The 20186-nt window shown below is 71.5% G+C and carries 22 protein-coding genes; 12 read left to right on the top strand and 10 right to left on the bottom strand.

The genetic code is table 11. From position 1 onward, the window contains the following. Positions 1 to 171 precede the first annotated feature (171 nt). The gene (locus FHR33_RS16645; protein WP_221241130.1) at positions 172 to 927 is read left to right on the top strand and encodes a hypothetical protein; all 756 of its coding nucleotides are present in this window, start codon (positions 172 to 174) and stop codon (positions 925 to 927) included. Between the two features lie 144 nt (positions 928 to 1071). On the opposite strand, the gene FHR33_RS16640 is transcribed toward FHR33_RS16645, so the two are convergent. After that, positions 1072 to 2214 (bottom strand): epoxide hydrolase family protein, encoded by a 1143-nt coding sequence (locus FHR33_RS16640; protein ID WP_183648266.1) that lies wholly within the window; start codon positions 2212 to 2214, stop codon positions 1072 to 1074. A gap of 304 nt (positions 2215 to 2518) precedes the next feature. On the opposite strand from FHR33_RS16640, the gene FHR33_RS16635 reads away from it, so the two are divergent. Beyond that, complete coding sequence (locus tag FHR33_RS16635) at positions 2519 to 2767, top strand: SCO4226 family nickel-binding protein (RefSeq protein WP_183648263.1); 249 nt, start codon at positions 2519 to 2521, stop codon at positions 2765 to 2767. A 16-nt stretch (positions 2768 to 2783) separates the two neighbouring features. Here the strand turns inward: FHR33_RS16635 and FHR33_RS16630 are convergent, their stop codons facing one another. After that, the gene (locus FHR33_RS16630) at positions 2784 to 3923 is read right to left on the bottom strand and encodes an ROK family transcriptional regulator (protein ID WP_221241129.1); all 1140 of its coding nucleotides are present in this window, start codon (positions 3921 to 3923) and stop codon (positions 2784 to 2786) included. A 124-nt stretch (positions 3924 to 4047) separates the two neighbouring features. Between FHR33_RS16630 and FHR33_RS16625 the strand changes: the two genes are divergently transcribed. Genes FHR33_RS16625 through FHR33_RS16605 form a run of 5 tightly spaced genes read left to right on the top strand, consistent with a single transcriptional unit; the run spans position 4048 to position 8084 of the window. After that, entirely contained in the window at positions 4048 to 4776 is a 729-nt protein-coding gene (locus FHR33_RS16625; protein WP_183648260.1) for an amino acid ABC transporter ATP-binding protein, read from the top strand. Positions 4777 to 4794: 18 nt separating this feature from the next. After that, entirely contained in the window at positions 4795 to 5712 is a 918-nt protein-coding gene (locus tag FHR33_RS16620) for a glutamate ABC transporter substrate-binding protein (RefSeq protein ID WP_246451940.1), read from the top strand. Next, positions 5712 to 6356 carry an amino acid ABC transporter permease gene (locus tag FHR33_RS16615; protein WP_183648254.1) on the top strand — a complete coding sequence of 215 codons (645 nt, stop codon included), beginning with the start codon at positions 5712 to 5714 and terminating at the stop codon, positions 6354 to 6356. Before FHR33_RS16620 ends, FHR33_RS16615 begins: the two co-directional genes overlap by 1 nt. After that, positions 6353 to 7150: an amino acid ABC transporter permease gene (locus tag FHR33_RS16610; protein ID WP_183648251.1), complete on the top strand. Its 798-nt coding sequence runs from the start codon at positions 6353 to 6355 to the stop codon at positions 7148 to 7150. Before FHR33_RS16615 ends, FHR33_RS16610 begins: the two co-directional genes overlap by 4 nt. Further along, complete coding sequence (locus FHR33_RS16605) at positions 7143 to 8084, top strand: asparaginase (protein ID WP_183648248.1); 942 nt, start codon at positions 7143 to 7145, stop codon at positions 8082 to 8084. Before FHR33_RS16610 ends, FHR33_RS16605 begins: the two co-directional genes overlap by 8 nt. Before the next feature lie 21 nt (positions 8085 to 8105). Here FHR33_RS16605 and FHR33_RS16600 read toward each other — a convergent pair whose 3' ends face one another. Together FHR33_RS16600 and FHR33_RS16595 are read right to left on the bottom strand one after the other, a co-directional pair. Continuing rightward, entirely contained in the window at positions 8106 to 8612 is a 507-nt protein-coding gene (locus tag FHR33_RS16600) for a nuclear transport factor 2 family protein (RefSeq protein ID WP_183648245.1), read from the bottom strand. A gap of 59 nt (positions 8613 to 8671) precedes the next feature. After that, positions 8672 to 9799: an acyltransferase family protein gene (locus tag FHR33_RS16595; protein WP_183648242.1), complete on the bottom strand. Its 1128-nt coding sequence runs from the start codon at positions 9797 to 9799 to the stop codon at positions 8672 to 8674. Between the two features lie 136 nt (positions 9800 to 9935). Between FHR33_RS16595 and FHR33_RS16590 the strand changes: the two genes are divergently transcribed. The 4 genes from FHR33_RS16590 (at position 9936) to FHR33_RS16575 (ending at position 15005) form a co-directional block, all read left to right on the top strand. Next, positions 9936 to 11813: a sensor histidine kinase gene (locus tag FHR33_RS16590; RefSeq protein ID WP_183648239.1), complete on the top strand. Its 1878-nt coding sequence runs from the start codon at positions 9936 to 9938 to the stop codon at positions 11811 to 11813. Next, positions 11798 to 12448 carry a LuxR C-terminal-related transcriptional regulator gene (locus FHR33_RS16585; RefSeq protein ID WP_183648236.1) on the top strand — a complete coding sequence of 217 codons (651 nt, stop codon included), beginning with the start codon at positions 11798 to 11800 and terminating at the stop codon, positions 12446 to 12448. The genes FHR33_RS16590 and FHR33_RS16585 overlap by 16 nt, the downstream gene beginning before the upstream one ends. 180 nt (positions 12449 to 12628) lie before the next feature. Then, positions 12629 to 14260: a RecQ family ATP-dependent DNA helicase gene (locus FHR33_RS16580; RefSeq protein ID WP_183648233.1), complete on the top strand. Its 1632-nt coding sequence runs from the start codon at positions 12629 to 12631 to the stop codon at positions 14258 to 14260. Between the two features lie 28 nt (positions 14261 to 14288). Further along, on the top strand, positions 14289 to 15005 hold the full coding sequence (locus tag FHR33_RS16575; RefSeq protein ID WP_183648230.1) for a YqjF family protein: 717 nt from the start codon (positions 14289 to 14291) through the stop codon (positions 15003 to 15005). Here the strand turns inward: FHR33_RS16575 and FHR33_RS16570 are convergent. From FHR33_RS16570 to FHR33_RS16560, 3 genes are all read right to left on the bottom strand, one after another. Continuing rightward, complete coding sequence (locus FHR33_RS16570; RefSeq protein ID WP_183648228.1) at positions 14942 to 15235, bottom strand: hypothetical protein; 294 nt, start codon at positions 15233 to 15235, stop codon at positions 14942 to 14944. The two genes, FHR33_RS16575 and FHR33_RS16570, sit on opposite strands and share 64 nt — an antisense overlap. A gap of 129 nt (positions 15236 to 15364) precedes the next feature. After that, positions 15365 to 15991, bottom strand: a complete 627-nt coding sequence (locus FHR33_RS16565; RefSeq protein WP_183648225.1) for a TetR/AcrR family transcriptional regulator — start codon at positions 15989 to 15991, stop codon at positions 15365 to 15367. Positions 15992 to 16019: 28 nt separating this feature from the next. Then, positions 16020 to 16421 carry a DUF6463 family protein gene (locus FHR33_RS16560; protein ID WP_183648222.1) on the bottom strand — a complete coding sequence of 134 codons (402 nt, stop codon included), beginning with the start codon at positions 16419 to 16421 and terminating at the stop codon, positions 16020 to 16022. Positions 16422 to 16523: 102 nt separating this feature from the next. Between FHR33_RS16560 and FHR33_RS16555 the strand changes: the two genes are divergently transcribed. Further along, a complete protein-coding gene (locus FHR33_RS16555) occupies positions 16524 to 17966 on the top strand; it encodes a carboxylesterase/lipase family protein (protein ID WP_246451938.1) in 1443 nt (480 codons plus the stop codon). On the opposite strand, the gene FHR33_RS16550 is transcribed toward FHR33_RS16555, so the two are convergent. The 3 genes from FHR33_RS16550 to FHR33_RS16540 form a co-directional block, all read right to left on the bottom strand. Further along, positions 17963 to 18586, bottom strand: coding sequence for a DJ-1/PfpI family protein (locus FHR33_RS16550; protein ID WP_183648216.1), 624 nt, complete (start codon positions 18584 to 18586; stop codon positions 17963 to 17965). The two genes, FHR33_RS16555 and FHR33_RS16550, sit on opposite strands and share 4 nt — an antisense overlap. A gap of 2 nt (positions 18587 to 18588) precedes the next feature. Further along, the gene (locus FHR33_RS16545; protein WP_183648214.1) at positions 18589 to 19554 is read right to left on the bottom strand and encodes a GlxA family transcriptional regulator; all 966 of its coding nucleotides are present in this window, start codon (positions 19552 to 19554) and stop codon (positions 18589 to 18591) included. A gap of 74 nt (positions 19555 to 19628) precedes the next feature. Next, positions 19629 to 20084, bottom strand: coding sequence for a hypothetical protein (locus tag FHR33_RS16540; protein WP_183648211.1), 456 nt, complete (start codon positions 20082 to 20084; stop codon positions 19629 to 19631). Positions 20085 to 20186: the final 102 nt, after the last annotated feature.

Genomic DNA, 20186 nt, shown 5'->3' with positions numbered 1-20186 from the left:
CTCCTTGTTCCCGTGAAGATCCCTGAGGGGCCGGCGGGAATATGAGATCGCAGATTCAGGAGAATGTCAGCCGAATGGGGGCTCCATTCCGCGTTCGCCGTTCGACTGGCAGTGAAATATCGGGATAATCGCGTTTGTGAAAGCGTTCCTCGGTGACCCACACTGTGCGATGTGAACGAGGAGATGGCGGAGTACGCGCGGCGCTGGCTGGCGGAGGACGGAGTCGTCCCGGTAGGCGACGGCTCCTGGACCAGTGGCGAGGAGCCGCAGGAGCGGCTGACGGCCAACGAGGTGGCCCACACCTGGACGCGCCTGGCGCTGGAGGACCCCGACCTCGACCAGGACGGCAGGCTGCGCCTGGCCCTCGGCCTCCTCGACCTTCTCGACGACTACTGGGTGACGTGCGAGATCGGCTTCGTCCTGGAAGGGCGCGACCCGAGGGAGGCGGGGGCGCTGTGGGCCGCCTACCGCCGCCGGCTGGAGGCGTCCCGACCGGCCGAGCCCATCACCTATTCGCTGTGGGTCGACTGGTTCGAGGACCGCGCCACGGCGGCGGCCGCGTTCGGCGAGGTGCTGGGTGACGAGGTCGAGACACTGCGGGCCCACGGCAGGCTCCGCGAGCTGACCGTGGACCCGCTGTTCCGCAGGGCGCGGCGTGTCCTGGAGATCTCCGGCCCGGTGCCGTGGGAGACCAAGCACCCCGTCTATCAGGCGGTGGCCACGCTGCCCGAGCTCCACCCCGCGCTGTTCACAGGACTGCTCGGCAGCTACCACGACGTCTACGGCGGCCTCGAGCCCGAGGCGGCCCTCGCCCTCCTGCGGCGGCTGGACCTTCCGCAGGACACCACGCATGTCGCCTCCCTGCACGCTGTCCTGGAGGCCGGCCACCGCAACCACTACCGCTCGCCGGACGCCTGGCCCTCGTAGGGCTTCCGCGTCCGAGGGTCGCACCTCAGGCGTGGGGCGGGATGGTCGGCGACCCGCCGGGCGCTCAGCCTCACGCCCCCGACGCGCCGGGTGATCGGCGACCCGCCGGGCGGTCAGAGGTACGGCCGCCCGGCGGGGGAGCGATCAGACTTGGCGCCTCAGCGGGCCGAAGAACGTCCTGAGCTCGCGGGCGACCTGTTCGGGCTCCTCATGCGACATGAAGTGGCCGCCGCGCCCCGGCGTGCTCCAGTGGCGCAGGTCGGTGCAGACGCGTTCGGGCAGGCTCCTGGGCAGGTTCGCGTAGGCGGGCTCGTTGCTCAGGGTGATCGCCGAGGGCACGGTGATGGGCGGGACGGGCTTGTTGTGCGGGTAGTCGTAGTACTGGCGGAAGGACGAGCCGATCGTGCCGGTGGCCCAGTAGAGCGTGGCGACGGTCAGGATCGTGTCCTTGTCCCAGCGGGTCTCCAGGTCGCCGTCGCAGTCGCTCCAGTCGCGGTACTTGTCGATGATCCAGGCGACCAGCCCGGCCGGTGAGTCCATCAGGGCGGCGGCGATCGTGTCGGGCCTGGTCCACATGATCTCGCTGTAGCCCTGGTCCCTGAGGTCGTAGGCGGCGAGCCCGTCGAGATAGGCCTGCTCCTCGGGGGTGGCGGGCGACTGGCTGAAGTCGGTCGTGAGCACGGCAGAGGTGACGTGCACCCCGGCCACCTCGCCCGGATACAGGGCGCCGAGCCACTGCGTCACGCCGCCGCCGATGTCCCCGCCGAACGCGCCGAAGCGCTCGTAGCCGAGGGCCTCGGTCATGAGCGAGTGCCAGATCTCCGCGACGCCCCTGCGGGTGAACGGCTCCCGAGGCAGCTCCGAGAACAGGAAGCCGGGCAGCGAGGGGATGACCACGTCGAAGGCGTCCGCGGGATCGTCGGGGTCGGCCAGCAGCGGCGCGACGCGCAGCATCTCGACGAAGCTGCTGGGCCAGCCATGGGTCAGCACCAGCGGCAGCGGCGCGGGCCCGCCTTCTGTACGGCTGCCGCGCAGGTGGACGAAGTGCACCTGCCGCCCCGCCACCTCGGCGACGTAGTGGGGGAAGGCGTTGAGCGACGCCTCAGCCTCGCGCCAGTCGAAGCCGTCGGCCCAGTAGGCGACCAGCTCGCGCAGGTAGCCGGGGTCGACCCCCGCCGCCCAGAAGGCGGAGTCGGACGCGGTGGTGAAGAGGGTGCGCTCCAGACGGGCACGCAGGTCGGCGAGCACGTCGTCGGACACGGAGATGCGAAAAGCGTTGACTGTCATGATTCCTTCGTTCAGGAGTGTTCGACGCTCCTGAACCGCTGGTCAGACAGACACAGCGGCAAGGAGCGCCCGTGCGGACCGGAACATGGTCATGGGGCTCACCTCCTCGCGTAGATCAACAGTAAGGAAGTGTACACGGCGGCGATCTCCGGTGACCAGCAGGGAGCACCCCCTCGACCGGCCCGTGGCGAAGGCGTGCGCGGGACAGGGGGAGAGGCGCCCTCTTTGGCGAAGTTTTGGGGTCGGGCGGTCAGGGAGCGACCTACGCTGAGAATGATCGGCACAGCCCTCTGGGGAGGAAGCCATGGCGAAGTTCATGGACGTCCATCACGGCATGATGGGCATCACCGACGAGCAGCTCAGGCAGGCGCACGACGCCGACCTCGCGATACAGAGCGAGGAGGGGGTGGCCTTCGAGCACGCGTGGGCCGACCCTGAGCAGGGCGTGGTCTACTGCCTGTCGGAGGCGCCCGACGCGGAGGCCGTCCAGCGCATCCACCAGCGGGCCGGACACCCGGCCGACGAGATCCACAAGGTGCCGCTGACCGTCTGACCGGTCGGCGAGGACGTCAGAGCACCGCGTCGAGCAGGAGAGCGCCCGCTCCCAGCAGCGCGGAGTCCTGGCCCGCGCGGGCCGGGGCGATCTCCAGGTCGCGGGTGGCCAGCGGCAGGCAGCGCTCGTACACCGCCGCCCTGATCGCCGCGATCAGGGGCTCGGCCGCCGACAGGCTCCCCCCGACCGCGATGACGTCGGGGTTGAAGAAGTTGACGAGGACGGTGAGAACCTCGCCGATCAGCCGCCCGGCGTTGCGCACCTGGCTGGTCGCCTCCGGCACCGCGTCGTTGACCAGGCCGACGATGTCGGCGGGCCTGTCCACCGCGACGCCCGCCTCGGCCAGCGCCGCCATGAGCGCGGCGCCGCTGGCGTACGCCTCCAGGCAGTCGGGGTGGCCGCACGCGCACATGACAGAGGAGTCGGTGCGGACCCTGACGTGGCTGATGTCGCCAGCCGCGCCCCTTCCCCTGTGCAGCCGGCCGTTGACGATCACGCCGCACCCTATGCCGGTGCCCGCCTTGAGCACCATGAGGTTGTCCGAGCCCGGCCACGATCGGGCCTCGCCGACGGCCATGAGGTTGGCGTCGTTCTCCACGAGCACCGGCAGGTCGTAGCGGGCGCCAAGCTGGTCGGCGACCGGGTAGTTGTTCCACCCCGGCATGCGGGAGGGCCCGACCACGCGACCCGAGGCGGGATCGACGGGCCCGGGGATGCCGGTCCCCACGCCGCGCAGCGGCACCCCTGGGGGAGCGTGCGTGCGCAGGAGGTCGTCGAAGGCGTCGGCCATCCAGTCGAGCACCGTCTCAGGGCCTGCCGTTATGTCACAGGCCCTCTCCTCCACGGCGAGCGGCGTCCCGCTGAGGTCGAGCAGGCCGAGCCGTACGTGGTGGGCGCCGAGGTCGGCGACGGCCAGCAGGCCGGCGCTAGGCGCCAGCCGCAGCCTGCGCGGTCTTCGCCCTCCTCGCGAGGTGCCGGACCCCTCCTCCACCAGCAGCCTGGCCTCGAGCAGCTCCTCCACGCGCAGCGACACGCTCGAGGCGGCCAGGCCGGAAAGCCGCGCCAGCTCGGCGCGGGACTCGGCCTGGCCGGTGGCGACGAGCCGCAGCAGTCCCCCCTGCGCCCCGGTCACGGGAAGCCGCTCTTTGCCAGACATGAGCAGATGAATACCACGCTTTACCTTCGTACGACAATGTGTTGACTTATCTCGAAATCATCCAATACGGTCCCCTTTGACTTCGATATCGAAGGAAGTAACGAGCGTTACGGGTGGAGGTCGGATGATTCGGGTACGCGGGCTGAACAAGTGGTTCGGCGAGCACCACGTGCTGCGTGACATCGACCTGCACGTGGCGCGCGGCGAGGTCGTCGTCGTGATCGGCCCCTCGGGTTCGGGCAAGTCGACGCTGTGCCGCTGCCTCAACAGACTGGAGACGGCACAGCAGGGCGAGGTCGTCATCGACGGCGTGCCCGCCCCTCTGGAAGGCCGCGAGCTGGCCAGGCTGCGCGCCGACGTCGGCATGGTCTTCCAGTCCTTCAACCTCTTCCAGCACAAGACGGTGCTGGAGAACATCACGCTCGCCCCGATGAAGGTGCGCGGCGTCAGCCGTCCCGAGGCCGAGCGGACCGCTCGCGAGCTGCTCGCCAGGGTCGGCATCGGCGAGCAGGCGGGCAAGCTGCCCGGACAGCTGTCGGGCGGCCAGCAGCAGCGCGCCGCCATCGCCCGCGCGCTGGCCATGCGGCCCAAGGTGATGCTCTTCGACGAGCCCACCTCCGCCCTCGACCCCGAGATGGTGGGCGAGGTGCTCGACGTCATGACCGGCCTCGCGGCCGACGGCATGACCATGGTCGTCGTCACCCACGAGATGGGCTTCGCCCGCAGGGCCGCCGACCGCGTGGTGTTCATGGCCGACGGCCAGATCGTCGAGCAGGGCGCGCCCGCCGCCTTCTTCGACCGACCCCAGACGGACCGGGCCAGGGACTTCCTGGCCAAGGTGCTCACTCACTGAAAGCAAGGGATGGTGCCCATGAAGAAGATGGTCGCTGTCGTCGCCGTGTCGCTCCTCGGCCTCGCCGCCTGTTCCAGCACGAACACCTCAGGCAGCCCCGCCGTACCAGGAGAGGCGAAGCCCGCCGCCGCCGAGTGGCTCGCCAAGGCGCCCGTCGCCGACGCTGCCGCGATCCTGCCGGGCTCGACGATGGAAAAGATCAAGAAGCGCGGCGAGCTCATCGTCGGCGGCTCGCTCGACGCACCGCTGCTGTCCCAGCAGAACCCGGTCAGCGGCGAGATCGAGGGTTTCGACGCCGACATGGGCAAGGCGCTGGCGAAGTACATCATCGGCGAGCCGAAGGTGAAGATCGTCAACTCCGCCTCGGAGACGCGTGAGGCGCTGCTCGGCAACGGCACCGTGGACGTCGTCTTCCAGACGTACACGATCACCCCTGAGCGGGCCGAGCAGGTCGCCTTCGCCGGCCCGTACTACACCTCCGGCCTCACGATCGCCGTGAAGAAGGGCACCACGGGCATCGCCAAGCCCGAGGACCTCAACGGCAAGAAGGTCATCGCGGGCGCCAACACCCCGGCCATCGCCGCGATCAAGAAGCTGGCTCCGAAGGCCGAGATCGTCACCTTCGGCAGCGACCCCGAGTGCATGCAGGCGCTCAAGCAGGACAGGGGCGTCGCCTACGTCCAGGACGAGACGCTGCTGATCGCCAACGCCAAGAAGGACCCGTCCATCGAGGTGGTCGGCAACCCCTTCACCCAGGACCCCTACGGCATCGGCCTCAAGCACGGCGACGAGCAGTTCAAGACGTTCGTCAACGACTGGCTGAAGAAGACGCAGAGCGCCGGCGTCTGGCAGCAGGTGTGGAAGAACTCCATCGGCACGGTCGTCCAGGGTGAGGCCCCCGCCCCGCCGCAGATCGGCTCGGTGCCGGGTTCCTGATGTCCGTCCTGCTGGACCACCTGCCTGTGATCTGGCAGGGACTGGTCGTGACGCTCCAGCTCACCGTCGCGTCGTTCCTCGGCGCGGCGGTGCTCGGGGTGCTGGTCACCGCCATGCGGGTGAGCCCGGTGGGCGTGCTGCGCGCCCTCGGCACCGCCTACGTGGAGGCGTTCCAGAATCTCCCGCTGCTGGTCCTGCTCGTGCTGGCCTTCTTCGGTCTGCCCGAGATCGGGATCAAGGCCGAGCCGCTGGTCACCGCGATCGTGGTGATCTCCATCTACGAGGCGGCCTACATCGCCGAGGCGTTGCGCTCGGGCGTCAACTCGGTCGGCAAGGGCCAAGGTGAGGCGGCCAGAGCGCTCGGGCTGACGTTCAGGCAGTCGCTGTGGTACGTCATCCTGCCCCAGGCGCTGCGCACGGTCGTGCAGCCGCTCGGCAACATCATCATCGCGCTCACCATGAACACCCTGCTGGCCGGCGCGATCAGCGTGGTCGACCTGACCGAAGAGGCGAAAAGGATCAACCTCGTGGAGGCCCAGCCCATCCCGATCTTCGTGGGCGTGGGCCTGATATACGCGCTCATCGCCTCCGGCGTCGGCTTCGTGACGGGCCGTCTGGAGCGGCGGCTGGTGATGGTCCGATGAGCAGTCTGCTGTTCGACGAGCCGGGACCGCGCGCCAGGCGCAGGATCAGGATCGCCACGGTCGTCGGTGTCCTGGCCGCGCTCGCGCTCGCCGCGCTCGCCGTCCGCCAGTTCGCCGCCAACGGGCAGCTGGCTCCCGAGCGCTGGCAGCCGTACGCCACCTGGCCCATGTGGCGCTACCTGCTCGACGGGCTGTGGTCCACCGCGCTGGCCGCCGTCGTGTCGGCGGCGCTGTCGATGGCCCTCGGCCTGGTGCTCGCTCTCGGCAGGCTGTCGGAGCGACGCTGGCTGCGCGTCCCCTCTGCCGCCTACGTCGAGGTCGTACGGGTCATCCCCGCGCTGCTGCTGGTCTACGTGGTGCTGTTCGCGCTGCCCAAGTACGGGCTCGACCTTCCGCTGTTCTGGAAGCTCGTGGTGCCGCTGACGGTGTCGAACGCGGCGGCCTTCGCCGAGATCTTCCGCGCCGGCATCCTGTCGATCGAACGCGGCCAGACCGAGGCCGGTCTGGCGGTCGGTCTCAGCCGCGGCCAGACCATGCGGATGATCGTGCTGCCGCAGGCCGCCCGCAGGGTGCTGCCCTCGATCGTCAGCCAGTCCGTCGGCCTGCTCAAGGACACCTCGCTCGGCTTCGTGGTCAGCTACGGCGAGCTCCTGTACTCGGGCAAGGTCCTGGCCTCCTACAACGGCCTGGTCATCCAGACCTACGTGGTGGTGGCACTGATCTACCTCGGGGTCAACGCCTCACTGTCCAAGCTCGCCAGGGTCCTGGAGCAAAGGAGCAGAGCCCATGCCTGAATTCGCCGCCCTCGCCGAGGTCGTCCGCTCGGGATTCGCCGAGAGCGTCCACTACGGCAGCGCCGTCGGCCTCACCCCCGACGGCCGCGCCGAGGTCGCGCTCGGCCCCGTGGACGCCCCCGTCCTTCCGCGCTCCTCCGCCAAGCCCTTCCAGGCGCTGGCCTGCCTGGTCACCGGCGCGGCGCTGCCGGGCGCCCGCCTGGCCATCGCCGCGGGCAGTCACACGGGCGAGGACTTCCACGTCCGGCTGGTCGCCGAACTGCTCGAGGAGTACGGCCTCGGCCTCGACGCCCTGCGCTGCCCCGAGGACTGGCCGGAGGACGAGAGCACCCGCCGGCGGCTGATCCGCGAAGGGCTCACCAAGACCCGCGAGCGCATGAACTGCTCGGGCAAGCACGCCGCGATGCTGGCCGCCTCGGTCGCCAACGGCTGGGACGTCGCCTCCTATCTGGACCAGGACCACCCGCTGCAGCGACAGGTGCGGGCCGCCGTGGAGGAGCTGTCGGGGGAGAAGGCCGCCGCCGTGGCGGTCGACGGATGCGGCGCGCCGCTGTTCGGGCTCTCCCTCACGGGGCTGGCCAGGGCCGTGCAGGCGCTCGTCCTCGCCACGCCAGGCAGCGCGCCGAGGCAGGTCGCCGACGCCATGCGGGAGCATCCCGAGTACGTCGGCGGCACCGGGCACCAGAACACCGAGCTCATGAGGGCGCTCCCCGGCGCGGTCGTGAAGGGCGGTGCGGAGGGCGTGCTGGTCGCGGCGCTGGAGTCGGGCCACACGGCGGCCGTCAAGGTCATCGACGGCAGCCCCAGGGCGACGACGGCCATCGCGCTGTCGGTGCTGCGCCGCATGGGCTGCGACGTGTCGGGCGCCGACGCCTTCTCCGTGGTCCAGGTGCTCGGCGGCGGCGTGCCCGTGGGGGAGATCCACGCCCTTTAGCGGGTGATGAAGCGCAATGAGCTAGCCGACGTAGCGGCCCACGCAGTCGGCGAACCTGGCGCCTTCGACCGCGCAGTCATAGGTGAAGTGCTCGGATCCGCCGTGGCCGGTGGCGAAGTCGTACTCGGCGATCACCCGGCCGCCCGCTCCGGCGCTCACCCCGCGCAGGGTGTAGGCGCCGCCCGCCTCGATGACCTCGGGGACGAGGAACCGTTCCATGATCTGCGTCCGGCCGTCGTAGATCCTGCCCACGCTGTCGAACCTGGCGTCCTGCGTGAAGGTCTCGGCCACCTGTCCCGCGTCACCCGCGTTGATCGCCGCGACGAACCGATCGACCAGCGCGCGGTGATCGGCGGGCACGCCGCCGGCGGCCCCGGTCGTCGTGGGTACGGGCGTCGCGGGCGTGGAAGCGACGGGCGGGGAGGTGGCGGGCGCTGAGGTGGGAGCCGTCGAGGCGACGGGCGGCGCGGTGGAGCAGGCGCTGAGGAGGAGAACCAGAGCGCAGAGGGCGGGGCGAAGGCGCTGCATGCGTTCATGCTCGGTCGCTCTCTGCGGCGCTGTCCAAGACCCCTTGTCATAACCACCGGTTATGACTGGGTCCCGCGGCGGGGAAGCGCCTTGCGGAGCAGATGGGCCAGGCCCCAGCAGGCGGGCAGCGCGACGACCGAGACGACGGCGAACTTGGCGACCGGGTCGACGCGCAGGTCGGCCAGCGCCACCGAGACGGCGACGAGCACGGGCGCGTGGACGACGTAGACGGCGAAGGCGTTCGAGGTCAGGAAGGCCGTACGCGGCGCCCCTGCGAATCTGTGGCGGAACAGCGACAGCAGGCCGACCGTCATCCCGGTGCAGAACACGCCGTCGAACAGGCCGTGCGCGAGGTGCTGGAGCAGGGGCGGCTCGCCCGTCGCCCCCATGGTCACCACGATCACCGGCAGCAGGAGCAGCGCGCCCGCGAGCGCCGTCCCGAACCCCCACCCGGCGGCGGAGGCGGGAAGGGCGGTCAGCCAGCCCCGCCTGTGGACCGCCAGGCCCGCCACGAACATGCACACGTACTGCGGCAGGTAGGCGGGGGCCGCCACCTCGAGGACGGGGACGCGCTCGATCGGCTCCCAGATCCGCCACAGCACCCCTGCCGCCGCCAGCACCGCGCCGAACCCGACGATCGTCCTCGCTCTCGGCGCCGAACTGACCGGCGGCGGAGCCTGACCGCGCAGGGCGCGGAAGCCGGCGTAGGCGAGGGTGAAGGCGAGGAGCGTGGCGAGGAACCAGAAGGGCCCCATCTCCAGCTCGTCGAGGTAGAACGCGCCGAAGGGCACCGGCTCGCGCTCGTTGAGCCACAGATACTTGGGGATCTTGGCCAGCGGCACGATGAGGAAGTAGCCGGCGAGCATGGGCAGGCCGAGCCGCCGCAGCCGGTCGAGCAGGAAGCGCGCCCCGCCCTTGCGTTCGAGCGAGGCCGGCACGAAGCAGGCGGACAGCAGGAAGAACAGGCCCATGAAGTAGGTCTGGTTCAGCAGCAGGAGCAGGTCCAGCGGCCACGCGGACCCGGCGGGAAGGCCGGGGCCGCGCATCGTGGGCTCGTGGTAGTACCAGAGTGGGAAGCTCCCATAGGTCAGCGCGACATGGTGCAGCACCACCTGCGCGATGAGCACGACGCGCAGCCGGTCCACGAACACGGTCGCGCGTGGCGCGGTCTCGAGCGTTGTCGACATCGAGGTTCTCCTTCGACGGGTGACGTCGACGCTACGAACGGCGTGCCTGCCGCAGAACCCGCCCAGCACCCGGCCCTCATGGGTGCCAGCCCCCATGCCGACGGGTGTGCCGCCGTGTTTTCATGGGTCGGACGCGATGACGACGGCGGGGACGATGACCATGGCAGGCAGGTACGCGCTCGCCCCCTTGCGCTGCGCCGTCCTCGTGCTGGTGGCGCTGGCCTGTCCCGTCGTGCTCGTCGTGACGTTCGTCTGCGCGCACGCGGGCGTGCCGTCCCCGGCCTTGGTCGTGGCGCGGGCGCGGGCGCTGCCCGGCCTCGCCAGGTGGCTCGCGGGCCGCTGGTCGGGGGAGCCGATCGACCGGCCCTACCACCCGGCGCCCGAGCCGCCGCTCCGTGACCTGGACGGCTGGTACCGGCACGGCGACGACCTGTTCCGCTCGCCGTGGATCCCCGGCTACCTGCGCGGTCTCGAGTGGGTCGCGCGCGACCCGGCCACCGCCCGCGACCTGTGGTGGATGCTGCTCGATCCGCTCGTCGGCGGTGTGCTCGCGGCGCTGCCGCCGCTGCTGATCGGGTACGGCGCGGTCTCCGCCGACCGGCCGATCGGCTGGGCCGCCGCCGCGCTCGGAGTGGCGGCCGGCCCCGCCACGCTGCGCCTGCACGGCAGGTGGACACGGGTCCTGCTGGCACCGGTACGGCGCCGCGGCCCGTCACCGCTGTGGTCGTGGACGGCGCCGAGGATGACGGCGGTGCTCAGGCTGGCGGCGGTGACGGCGCTCTCGGTGGCGGGGGCCGCGCTGGCCGTCGCGCACGTGGCAGGGCCGGGCGCCGTGCCGGCCGCGAGGCGGTTCGTCTCCTGGAGGCGCGCGCTGGCAGGCCGGTGGAACGGGGCGGTGATCGACGAGCCGTACGCGCCAGAGCCGGCCGCGCCCGAGCCTGGCCCCGACGGCGGCTACCGGGTCGGGTGGCTGGCCTTCGGGTCGGTGTACCGCTCGCCCGAGCGGGCGGCCAGGGCGCGCCGCCTGCAGTGGATCGCCGAGGATCCGGCCTCCTGGCGGGATCTGCTGTGGCTGGCGCTGGAACCGCTCTGCGCCGTCGTCCTCGCGGCGCCGCCTGTGTCGCTGGTGGCGGGAGGGCTGGTCTGGCTGGGCTGGCTGTGGACGTGGACGGCGGGGCTGGCCCTGGTCATCCCCGGGTTCACCTGGTCTCCCATGGAGCTCGTCGGCACCGTGATCCCGGCGCTGGAGGAGGTTCCAGGCCCGCTGCTCGGGCTGCCCGCGGCAGCGCTCGGCCTGGCGACCGCTCCCGCCCTGCTGCGGCTGCACGGGCGGGTCTGCGGCCTGCTGCTGGCTCCCACCAGGACCTCGGCGCTCACCCGGAGGGTGGAGCACCTCGCCGTGACCAGGGCACAGGCGGCCGGATCCCAGGCCGCCGAGCTGCGCCGCATCGAGCGCGACCTGCACGACGGCGCGCAGGCCAGGTGGGTGGCCATGGGGATGAACCTGGGCGTGGCCGAGCACCTCGTCGACCGCGATCCCGCCGCTGCCAAGGCGGTCCTCGCGCAGGCCAAGCAGAGCGCCGCGAGCGCGCTGTCGGAGCTCAGGGAGCTCATCCGCGGCATCCACCCGCCGATCCTGGCCGATCGAGGGCTGCCCGACGCGCTGCGGACGCTCGCCATGGACGCACCGCTCGACGCCGACGTCCGGATCGACCTGCTGGGACGGCCGGACCCGCACCTCGAGGCGGCCGTCTACTTCGCCGTCTCCGAGCTCCTCACCAACGTGGGCAAGCACGCGTCCGCGACCAAGGTCGTCATCGAGCTGACGCATGCCGACGGTGTCCTTCGGTGCACCGTCACCGACGACGGCAGGGGCGGCGCCGTCCCGGGCGGCGGCAGCGGCCTGGAGGGGATCCGCAGGCGGCTGTCCGGCTTCGACGGCACCCTGGCCCTGTCGAGCCCGCCGGGCGGCCCGACCGTCGCGACGATGGAGCTGCCATGCGTGTTGTCCTAGCCGAGGACCTCTATCTCCTGAGGGAGGGGCTGACCCACCTGCTGAACGCGCACGGCGTCGAGGTGGTGGCGGGCGTCGACACCGGCCAGGCGCTGCTCGACGCGATCGAGAGCACGCGGCCCGACGCCGCGATCGTCGACGTGCGGCTGCCTCCCGGCTTCACCGACGAAGGACTGCGCGCCGCCATCCAGGCCCGTCGCCGCACGCCGGGCTTCCCCGTCCTGGTGCTGTCGCAGTACGTCGAGCAGATCTACGCCCGCGAGCTGATCGCCGAGGGCTCGGGCGGGGTGGGATACCTGCTCAAGGACCGTGTTTTCGACACCCACGAGTTCGTCGGCGCGCTCAGGCGCGTCCGCGACGGCGGCACCGCCATGGACCCCGAGGTGATCGCCAAGCTGGTGACCGGCAGCGCCCACCTGCCTCCCATGGCCACGCTGACCGCGAGGGAACGCGACGTGCTCGGACTCATGGCGGAGGGACGCTCGAACGCCGCCATCGCGGCAGGGCTGTTCATCAGCGAGGGCACCGTCGGCAAGCACATCGCCGCCGTCTTCGCCAAGCTCGGCCTGGCCGCCTCCGACGACCACAACCGTCGCGTGCTGGCCGTCCTGGCCTATCTCGACGGGTCGAGGTGAGCGCGCGCGCCTCGGCATCGCCACCACCCTCTTCGCCTTCCTCGAACCCGACCCCGGCATCGAGTGGGACGGGACAGGGTGGCGAAGGTCCGCCGTGCGCTGGAGGCCGAGGAGTGGGAGATCGGCTGACATGCCGGGTGGCTGCCTGGGCAGGAAGGACCTCTCTGACGAGGAGGTTCGATGCGGGATGCGGGTGCGAAGTGCGAAAGGACGGCCAGGCGCGTCCTCGGCCTGACCGATCTGCGTCCTGGCCAGCTGGCGGCCATGACGGCGCTGGCCGAGGGCAGGGACACCCTGGTGGTGATGCCGACGGGGGCGGGCAAGTCGGCGATCTATCAGGTGCCCGCGCTGCTGCTGCCGGGACCCACCCTGGTGGTCTCACCGCTGATCGCCCTGCAGCGCGACCAGGTGGAGAGCCTGCGCCGCCGTGACGAGGAGGCGGTGAGCCTGGACGCGAGCACGCCCGCAAGCAGGCGGTCGGAGGCCTTCGAGGCGCTGCGCGCGGGGGAGACGGAGTTCCTGTTCTGCGCGCCGGAGCAGCTGGCCCGCCCCGACGTGGTGCGCGAACTGGCGGCGGCCTCCCCCTCGCTCATGGTGGTGGACGAGGCTCACTGCGTCTCCTCGTGGGGGCACGACTTCCGCCCCGACTACCTGCGGCTGGGGGCGGTGGCCGAGGCGCTGGGCCGTCCGGTGATCGCCGCTCTGACGGCCACTGCGGCGCCGCCCGTGCGCGCGGAGATCGTCGACAGGCTCGGCATGCGCGAGCCTCTGGAGATCGTGCAGGGCTTCGACCGCCCCAACATCTCGCTCACGGTGCGCAGGATGCTCGACGACCCCGCCGTCGAACTCGTCGCGGCGGTCGCGCAGGAGCCGCTTCCCGGCATCGTCTACACGGCCTCGCGCAGGCAGACGGGCCGGCTGGCGGGGATGCTGACCGAGGCGGGTCTCAGGGCCGAGGCCTACCACGCAGGGTTGCGGCGGGCCGAGCGTGACCAGGTGCACGGCAGGTTCATGAGCGGCGAGCTGGACGTCGTGGTCTCGACCAACGCCTTCGGCATGGGCATCGACAAGCCTGACGTGCGCTTCGTCCATCACGCGGAGGTTCCCGGCTCGCCCGACTCCTACTACCAGGAGATCGGCAGGGCGGGCAGGGACGGCGAGGCGGCCAGGGCGGTGCTGTTCTACCGGCCTGAGGATCTGGGTCTGCACCGCTTCTTCACCGGCGCCCTGCCCGACCCCGAGACGCTCGAGCGGCTGGCCCAGGCCGTCGCGGCGGCGGGCCCCGGCGCCGACCGCAAGCAGCTGCGGGAGCGGACCGAGCTGTCGCCACGGCGGCTGACCTCACTGCTCGACCTGCTGGAAAGGGCCGGCGCCGTACGGCTGGGCACGCGCAGGGTGTCTCCCGTTCCTGGAGCGCCTGACCCGCACGCCGCCGCGGAGCTGGCCATGCGGCTGGCCGAGCGCCGTCGCGACGTCGAAAGGACCCGGCTGGAGATGATGCGCCGCTACGCCGAGACCGAGGAGTGCCGCCGCCGCTTCCTGCTCGGGTACTTCGGCGAGGAGCTCGCCGAACCCTGCGGCAACTGCGACACCTGCCGGGCGGGAACCGCCGACCAGCCGGCGAACGGGGAGGGCCCCTTCCGCGTGCACGCCCACGTGGAGCACGAGACCTGGGGCCACGGCCAGGTCATCCAGCGCGGCGAGGACAGGCTGACGGTGCTCTTCCAGGAGGCCGGCTACCGGGAGCTGTCGCTCGAGGCGGTGCTCGAACAGCGCCTCCTCACCGAGACGGGCGCGGAAGGGCGTTCGTAGAAGCGTTCCCCGAGGACAGGAGCACCTGATGCGAGCACCCGACTCCCCGAGAGTCACCAGGCCGGTGATGTACCACCGCTGGTCGGACATCACCTTCGTCCACTGGCGCTTTCCCGCCGATGTCGTCCAGGCCCTGGTGCCCGGCTGCCTGACGGTCGAGACCTTCGACGGCACCGCCTGGGTCGGCCTGACACCCTTCCTCATGGAGGACGTGAGGGCGCCGGGCACGCCCGCCCTGCCATGGCTGTCGCGCTTCCCCGAGACGAACCTGCGCACCTACGTCCGCGACGCCCGCGGACGCAGCGGGATCTGGTTCCTGTCGATGGAGGCGGGGCGGCTCCCCGCCGCCCTCGGCGGACGCGCCGGCTACTGGCTGCCCTACTTCTGGTCGGACATGTCCGTGCGGACGGACGGCTCACTGCGGCGGTACAGATCGCGAAGGTACTGGCCAGGACCCGGCGGCGCGCGCTGCGACGTGGACGTCGAAACCGGCCCTGACCTGGCGGAGGACGAGCTCGACGAGCTCGCGCACTTCCTGACGGCACGCTTTCGGCTGTTCACGGTCGTGGCGGGCCGGCTGGCCTCCGCCGAGGTCGAACACCCCCCATGGCCGCTGCGGCACGCCCGTCTGGCGGGCCTCGACCAGGACCTGCTGCGGGTGGCGGGGCTTCCCGCCCCCGATCAGGCCCCTCTTCTGCACGCCTCGCCGGGGGTGCCCGTACGGGTCGGCCTGTGGAGCTGGTGACGCGGTCGCGCGGCGGGCAGGGTCGCTTGCGTGGCGACCCTGGCGCGCAGGTACTCGACCGCCAGGCGCTCCACGATCTCCTCGGTCGGCGTGCAGCCCACATGCCTGGCGCAGTCGGCGGCGATCGCCACCGACGTCGACACCAGCCGGCTCTCGACGGCCGGGTAGACGTCCCGCAACTTCTCCACCAGGGCTCTGTAGTCGTCGGCCCTGCTCAGCGTGGTGGCCATAGTCACCGACTTTCGCTTCGAGCTGATGTCGCCCGGCACCAGGGACCGCGACAGAGCACCTCGGACTCCTCGCCAGCCCTGATCCCGCTCTTAGCACCATAAAACGCGTTTTTCTGGCATTGAACGTATTTACCGTGATTTCAGATGGACCAGAGCAGGGCTTGACGGCGACGGCCCGGTGAACGCCGACGTCAGCCGGGCGGCCAGATCGCGGGCGAAGACCTCGGGACTCTGGCCGCGGATCATGAACAGCCAGGCGAAGACGGGGCCGACCAGCATGGCGTGCACCAGGTCCGTCTGGGGCGGCTCGTCAAGCTCGCCCCGCTGGACGGCGCGGTCCAGCACCGCCCTGACGCACTCGCGCTGCCGCTCCATGAAGGTCTGCTGGAACCTGACCGTCAGGTCGGCGTCCGAGGTGATCTCGGCGAGCAGGCCGGGAACCGTGACGAGGGCGACGGGATTGCCGAGCGTGGCGAGCACGTCGTCGATCAGCGCGGCCAGGTCGGTGATGAAGGCGCCCGTGTCGGCGGGAGCGGGCAGCTCCATGGTGTGGACGGTGGCGGCGAACACCATCTCCTGCTTGGTGGCGTGGCGGCGGTAGATGGCGGCCTTGCCGACGCCGGCCCTGGCGGCGACGGCGTCCACCGTGAGGCGGGCGTACCCGGTCTCGGCGAGGACCTCCCTGGTGGCCGCCAGGATGGACGCGTCGACCCTGCTGTCCCTCGGCCGCCCTGCGCGCTGGCCTTCGGCGCTCATGGGGCGCCCTGCCGTACGGAGGTCATGCTCATGCCCGCCTCCTGGCGGCGACCAGGAGGAGGGCGGCGGGCAGCCAGAGGAGGATCGCCGGTGAAGGCTCGAACAGGAGCGCGAGGAGGGTGCCCCACGCGCCGAGCGCCCATGCCGCGAACGCCGGGGGAGTGACGTCCCTGCGGCCGAGCCAGGCGATCAGCAGTCCGAGCAGGAGCAGCGGCAGGCCGAAGGAGCCGATCGTCAGCCAGAAGGCGCCCACGTCCGGAGGGAGCTCGCGCAGGCCGTTGGCGGGAAACCACAGCTCGAGGGTGAGCCAGGCGGGCAGGCGATGGAGGTTGAAGGCCAGGGTGACGACCAGGTGCACGACGCCGAGGAAGGCGATGATCCGGCCGGCGAGGACGACCGGGCGTCGCGGGGAGAGGGCGGGGGCGGCCATGAGCGCTCCTTACGGAACTGAGTGTATCGGAACCATTAGTTCCATATTGCCATGGCGACCCCGCTTCAGGTACATACCATGCCGTACGGTACGTTCGGCCGCATGACGATGATCACGACAGGGAAGATCAGGGGCCTGCACGACGACGGCGTCACCGCGTTCAAGGGCATCCCCTACGCCAAGAGCCCTTTCGGGCCGCTGCGCATGGCTGCGCCGGTCCCCGTCGAGCCCTGGGACGGCACGCGTGACGCGACCACGTTCGGTCCGCGCCCGCCGCAGCCCGCGGTGCTGCCGGGGATGCCGGAGTGGAGCCCGGCCGACGGCCTCGACTGCCTCACCGTGAACGTCTGGACGCCCGACCCAGGCGGCTCCGGCCTGCCGGTGATGGTGTGGATCTACGGCGGCGCCTACCTGACGGGCGCGGCCGACATGCCCGAGTACGACGGGGCCAGGCTGGCCGCCGAGGGCGTGGTGGTGGTCAGCTTCAACCACCGCGTCGGCATGGAGGGCTACGGGCACGTCGACGGCGCGCCGCCCAACAGGGGGCTGCTCGACCAGCTGGCAGCGCTCCGCTGGGTGCAGGAGAACGCGGCGGCCTTCGGCGGCGACCCCGGCAACGTCACCGTCTTCGGCGAGTCGGCGGGAGCGGGCGGGATCGCGTGCCTGATGGCGATGCCGTCGGCGGCGGGGCTGTTCCGCAGGGCGATCGCGCAGAGCGTGGCGGGGCTGTTCTTCTCGCCGGGGCTCGCCTCCGGCATCACCGGCGCGATCGTCGACAGGCTCGGTGGGCTGTCGCCGTACGACAGCGCGCCTGAGCGGCTGGTGGCGGCGGCCACGGCGGTCATGACGGAGCCAGGCCGCGACGACCCCGCGCGGTGGGGACCCATGGCCTACTCCAGGATCCCCTTCGCGCCCGTCGTCGACGGCGAGGTGCTGCCTGACCTGCCGTGGAAGGCGCTGGCGGCGGGGGCGAGCCGCGACGTCGAGCTGATCGTCGGGTTCACCAGGGATGAGTACCGCTTCTTCCAGGCGCTCGGGGGCGCGCCGGTCGCCGATCTGGGCACCGTCATGAAGACAGTCGCGCCCGAAGGGGCGGACGCCGCCTACAGGGCCGCCCACCCGCAGGCGACCCCGGAGGAGCTGCACACGCTGCTCATGTCGGACTGGATGTTCAGGATGCCGAGCGCGCTGCTGGCCGACGCGCACCAGGGGCGGACGCACGCCTACGAGCTGACCTGGTCGCCGACCCCGATGGGGGCCTGTCACGGGCTCGACGTGCCGCTGACCTTCGCCACCCTCGACTGCCCCCTCGGGCGCATGCTGACGGGCGGCGCGCCGGAGGGTGAGGGGCTGTCCAGACAGTTCCGCACGGCGTGGACCGGCTTCGCCGCCACCGGCGACCCGGGCTGGCCCGCCTACGACTCCCTGACGGCCACCACCCACCTGTTCGACGTGGAGCCCTCGGACGTCTCCGACCCCGAGGCGGCCTCGCGGGCGCTCTGGGGGGAGCGCGGCATCGCGCTCCTCGACCAGGGCGCCTCCTAGACGATCAGTTGGATGGCCCGCTCGGTCAGCCCCGCGGGAGCGGTCCTGGGCGAGCCGGCGTTGAACGGCGGCTGCGGGTCGTACTCGATGGCCAGCTGGACGGCCTGCGCCGTCTCCACGTCACTGGCCTGGGCGAGCAGGGTGAGCGCCATGTCGATCCCCGCCGAGACCCCGGCCGCCGTCACGATCTTGCCCTCCACCACGGTCCGCTCGCTCACCGGCTCGGCGCTGTACGTGGCCAGGTGCTCGAGCAGGGCCCAGTGCGTGGTGGCCTTCCTGCCGTCGAGCAGCCCGGCGGCGCCCAGCAGGAGGGCCCCGCTGCAGACCGAGGTCGTCCACCGGCTGTGCGGGTGCGCCTCGGTGATCCAGTCGACAAGCGCCTGGTCGCCGAGCGCGTCGAAGGTCCCGATGCCGCCCGGCACCAGGATCACGTCGGGCCTGGGAATGCTCGCGTAGCTCGCCGTCGCCTCGAGGGTGAGGCTGCCCTTGTCGTCGGTGACGGGTCCCGGCTCGGCGGCGACGAACGTGACGGTGAAGCCGGGGGCGAAGGCCAGCACGGTGTACGGCCCGACGGCGTCGAGCGCGGTGAAACGCGGATACAGCGGGATGGCGACCTGCATGGTCAGCACTCCTTTGCCTGGAATCGGCGACGGTAGTCGCCCGGTGAGATCCGCCAGTGGCGGCGGAAGACGCGATAGAGGGTCTCCGGCGTGCCGAGGCCCGCCTCCCTCGCCACGCGTTCGAGCGGGTGGTCGGTCGTCTCCAGCAGCCGCCTGGCCGCGTCGGCCCTGCTGAGCTCGACGTAGCGGCCAGGAGACACGCCGGACTGCTCGGTGAAGACGCGGGAGAAGTGCCGCTCGCTCATCCCCGCGTGCCGGGCGAGCGCGGGCACGCTCAGGTCGTCGGCGGGGTTGGCGTCGATGAACGCCTGCAGCTCGCGCAACGGCTCGCTGCGCGGGGGCAGCGCGTTCATCGGCACGCTGAACTGGCTCTGCCCGCCTGGCCTGTGCAGGTAGACGACCAGCGCGCAGGCCACGTCCCTGGCGAGCGCGTGCCCGTGGTCCTCGGCCACGAGCGCGAGGGCCAGGTCGATGCCCGCCGTCACGCCTGCCGAGGTCCAGACCTGTCCCTCCTTGACGTAGATGGGGTCGGAGTCCACCTCGACGCGCGGATACCTGCCGCGCAGCTCGTCGGCGGCCAGCCAGTGGGTGGTCGCGCGCATGCCGTCCAGCAGCCCCGCCTCGGCCAGCAACAGCGCGCCGCTGCACACGGACGTGACCCGGCGGGACGAACCGGCCAGGCGCGCGATGCCGTCGACGAGCTCCCTGTTCGCGAGGAGCTCCATGGTGGCCCATCCGCCGACGACCACGAGCGTGTCGATGGGCCCTGTGACGTCGGCGATCGGCGTGTCGACGGCGATGGCGATGCCGTTGACCGCGCGGACGTTTCCCTCCCGCAGGGAGGTCACCTCGACCTGATAATCGCCTTCGCCGCTCAGCAGCGCCGCCATGGCGAACACGTCGGCGGGCCCGGCCATGTCGAGGAGCTGGAACCCCTCGAAGATCACCATGACGACACGTCGCTGCATGTCCTTCATGCTGGTCAGCGGGGCACTATGGCGTCAATGACACGAACATTGCATATCCGGCCATGCCCGCCTCCTCATGACGGCTCCACCCGTCGGCCAGCGGCGGTACGGCGGTGGAAGGCGAGGGTCGCGGTCGTCAGGAGGAGCGCCCAGACCGCGCAGTAGCCGCCGAAGACGGCGCCGCCCCTGCCGGTCAGCACGGCCCCGCCCAGCATGCCGACCGCGCCCGCCGCGGCCATGGCGACGCACAGCCACAGCGTCACGATCAGCGCCCGTCGCGGCAGCGGACGACGGATCGGCAGGAAGGACGCCAGCAGCAACCCGATGATGAGCGCCCCTGCCGCGGCGTTGGCCCACTGAGCCTGCGCGACCTCCCCCGGTCCGTAGCCGAGGTAGGCGTCGGGGAGCACTCGAGGCCCGCCGGTGACGCCGAGCCGCCCGTCGAGGGCGAAGAGCGCCTTCGACACCACGTAGAGCAGCGTCCACCCGATCGCCGCCCAGCCCGCCCGTCGCCCGATCCACATCGTCATGCCGTCAAGGCTGGCAGCCGCCCCCTGCGTGGCCCTCCCCATGGCGGGCGACGACGCTCCCCCTCGCGGGGGAGAGTTCCGGAACGGGCCCATGTCGGCATC

Origin of the sequence: Nonomuraea dietziae, from assembly GCF_014195505.1 — a bacterium.
Lineage (GTDB): Bacteria > Actinomycetota > Actinomycetes > Streptosporangiales > Streptosporangiaceae > Nonomuraea > Nonomuraea roseola.
The sequence above is the reverse complement of the archived record's forward strand: the minus strand, read 5'-3'. Positions and strand labels throughout refer to the sequence as shown.

Excerpts from the sequence above, each read along its gene's own strand:
- FHR33_RS16640 (WP_183648266.1), bottom strand. The coding sequence starts at position 2,214 with ATGACAGTCAACGCTTTTCGCATCTCCGTGTCCGACGACGTGCTCGCC.
- FHR33_RS16635 (WP_183648263.1), top strand. The coding sequence starts at position 2,519 with ATGGCGAAGTTCATGGACGTCCATCACGGCATGATGGGCATCACCGAC.
- FHR33_RS16630 (WP_221241129.1), bottom strand. The coding sequence starts at position 3,923 with ATGTCTGGCAAAGAGCGGCTTCCCGTGACCGGGGCGCAGGGGGGACTG.
- FHR33_RS16625 (WP_183648260.1), top strand. The coding sequence starts at position 4,048 with ATGATTCGGGTACGCGGGCTGAACAAGTGGTTCGGCGAGCACCACGTG.
- FHR33_RS16620 (WP_246451940.1), top strand. The coding sequence starts at position 4,795 with ATGAAGAAGATGGTCGCTGTCGTCGCCGTGTCGCTCCTCGGCCTCGCC.
- FHR33_RS16615 (WP_183648254.1), top strand. The coding sequence starts at position 5,712 with ATGTCCGTCCTGCTGGACCACCTGCCTGTGATCTGGCAGGGACTGGTC.
- FHR33_RS16610 (WP_183648251.1), top strand. The coding sequence starts at position 6,353 with ATGAGCAGTCTGCTGTTCGACGAGCCGGGACCGCGCGCCAGGCGCAGG.
- FHR33_RS16605 (WP_183648248.1), top strand. The coding sequence starts at position 7,143 with ATGCCTGAATTCGCCGCCCTCGCCGAGGTCGTCCGCTCGGGATTCGCC.
- FHR33_RS16600 (WP_183648245.1), bottom strand. The coding sequence starts at position 8,612 with ATGCAGCGCCTTCGCCCCGCCCTCTGCGCTCTGGTTCTCCTCCTCAGC.
- FHR33_RS16595 (WP_183648242.1), bottom strand. The coding sequence starts at position 9,799 with ATGTCGACAACGCTCGAGACCGCGCCACGCGCGACCGTGTTCGTGGAC.
- FHR33_RS16590 (WP_183648239.1), top strand. The coding sequence starts at position 9,936 with ATGACGACGGCGGGGACGATGACCATGGCAGGCAGGTACGCGCTCGCC.
- FHR33_RS16585 (WP_183648236.1), top strand. The coding sequence starts at position 11,798 with ATGCGTGTTGTCCTAGCCGAGGACCTCTATCTCCTGAGGGAGGGGCTG.
- FHR33_RS16580 (WP_183648233.1), top strand. The coding sequence starts at position 12,629 with ATGCGGGATGCGGGTGCGAAGTGCGAAAGGACGGCCAGGCGCGTCCTC.
- FHR33_RS16575 (WP_183648230.1), top strand. The coding sequence starts at position 14,289 with ATGCGAGCACCCGACTCCCCGAGAGTCACCAGGCCGGTGATGTACCAC.
- FHR33_RS16570 (WP_183648228.1), bottom strand. The coding sequence starts at position 15,235 with ATGGCCACCACGCTGAGCAGGGCCGACGACTACAGAGCCCTGGTGGAG.
- FHR33_RS16565 (WP_183648225.1), bottom strand. The coding sequence starts at position 15,991 with ATGAGCGCCGAAGGCCAGCGCGCAGGGCGGCCGAGGGACAGCAGGGTC.
- FHR33_RS16560 (WP_183648222.1), bottom strand. The coding sequence starts at position 16,421 with ATGGCCGCCCCCGCCCTCTCCCCGCGACGCCCGGTCGTCCTCGCCGGC.
- FHR33_RS16555 (WP_246451938.1), top strand. The coding sequence starts at position 16,524 with ATGACGATGATCACGACAGGGAAGATCAGGGGCCTGCACGACGACGGC.
- FHR33_RS16550 (WP_183648216.1), bottom strand. The coding sequence starts at position 18,586 with ATGCAGGTCGCCATCCCGCTGTATCCGCGTTTCACCGCGCTCGACGCC.
- FHR33_RS16545 (WP_183648214.1), bottom strand. The coding sequence starts at position 19,554 with ATGCAGCGACGTGTCGTCATGGTGATCTTCGAGGGGTTCCAGCTCCTC.
- FHR33_RS16540 (WP_183648211.1), bottom strand. The coding sequence starts at position 20,084 with ATGACGATGTGGATCGGGCGACGGGCGGGCTGGGCGGCGATCGGGTGG.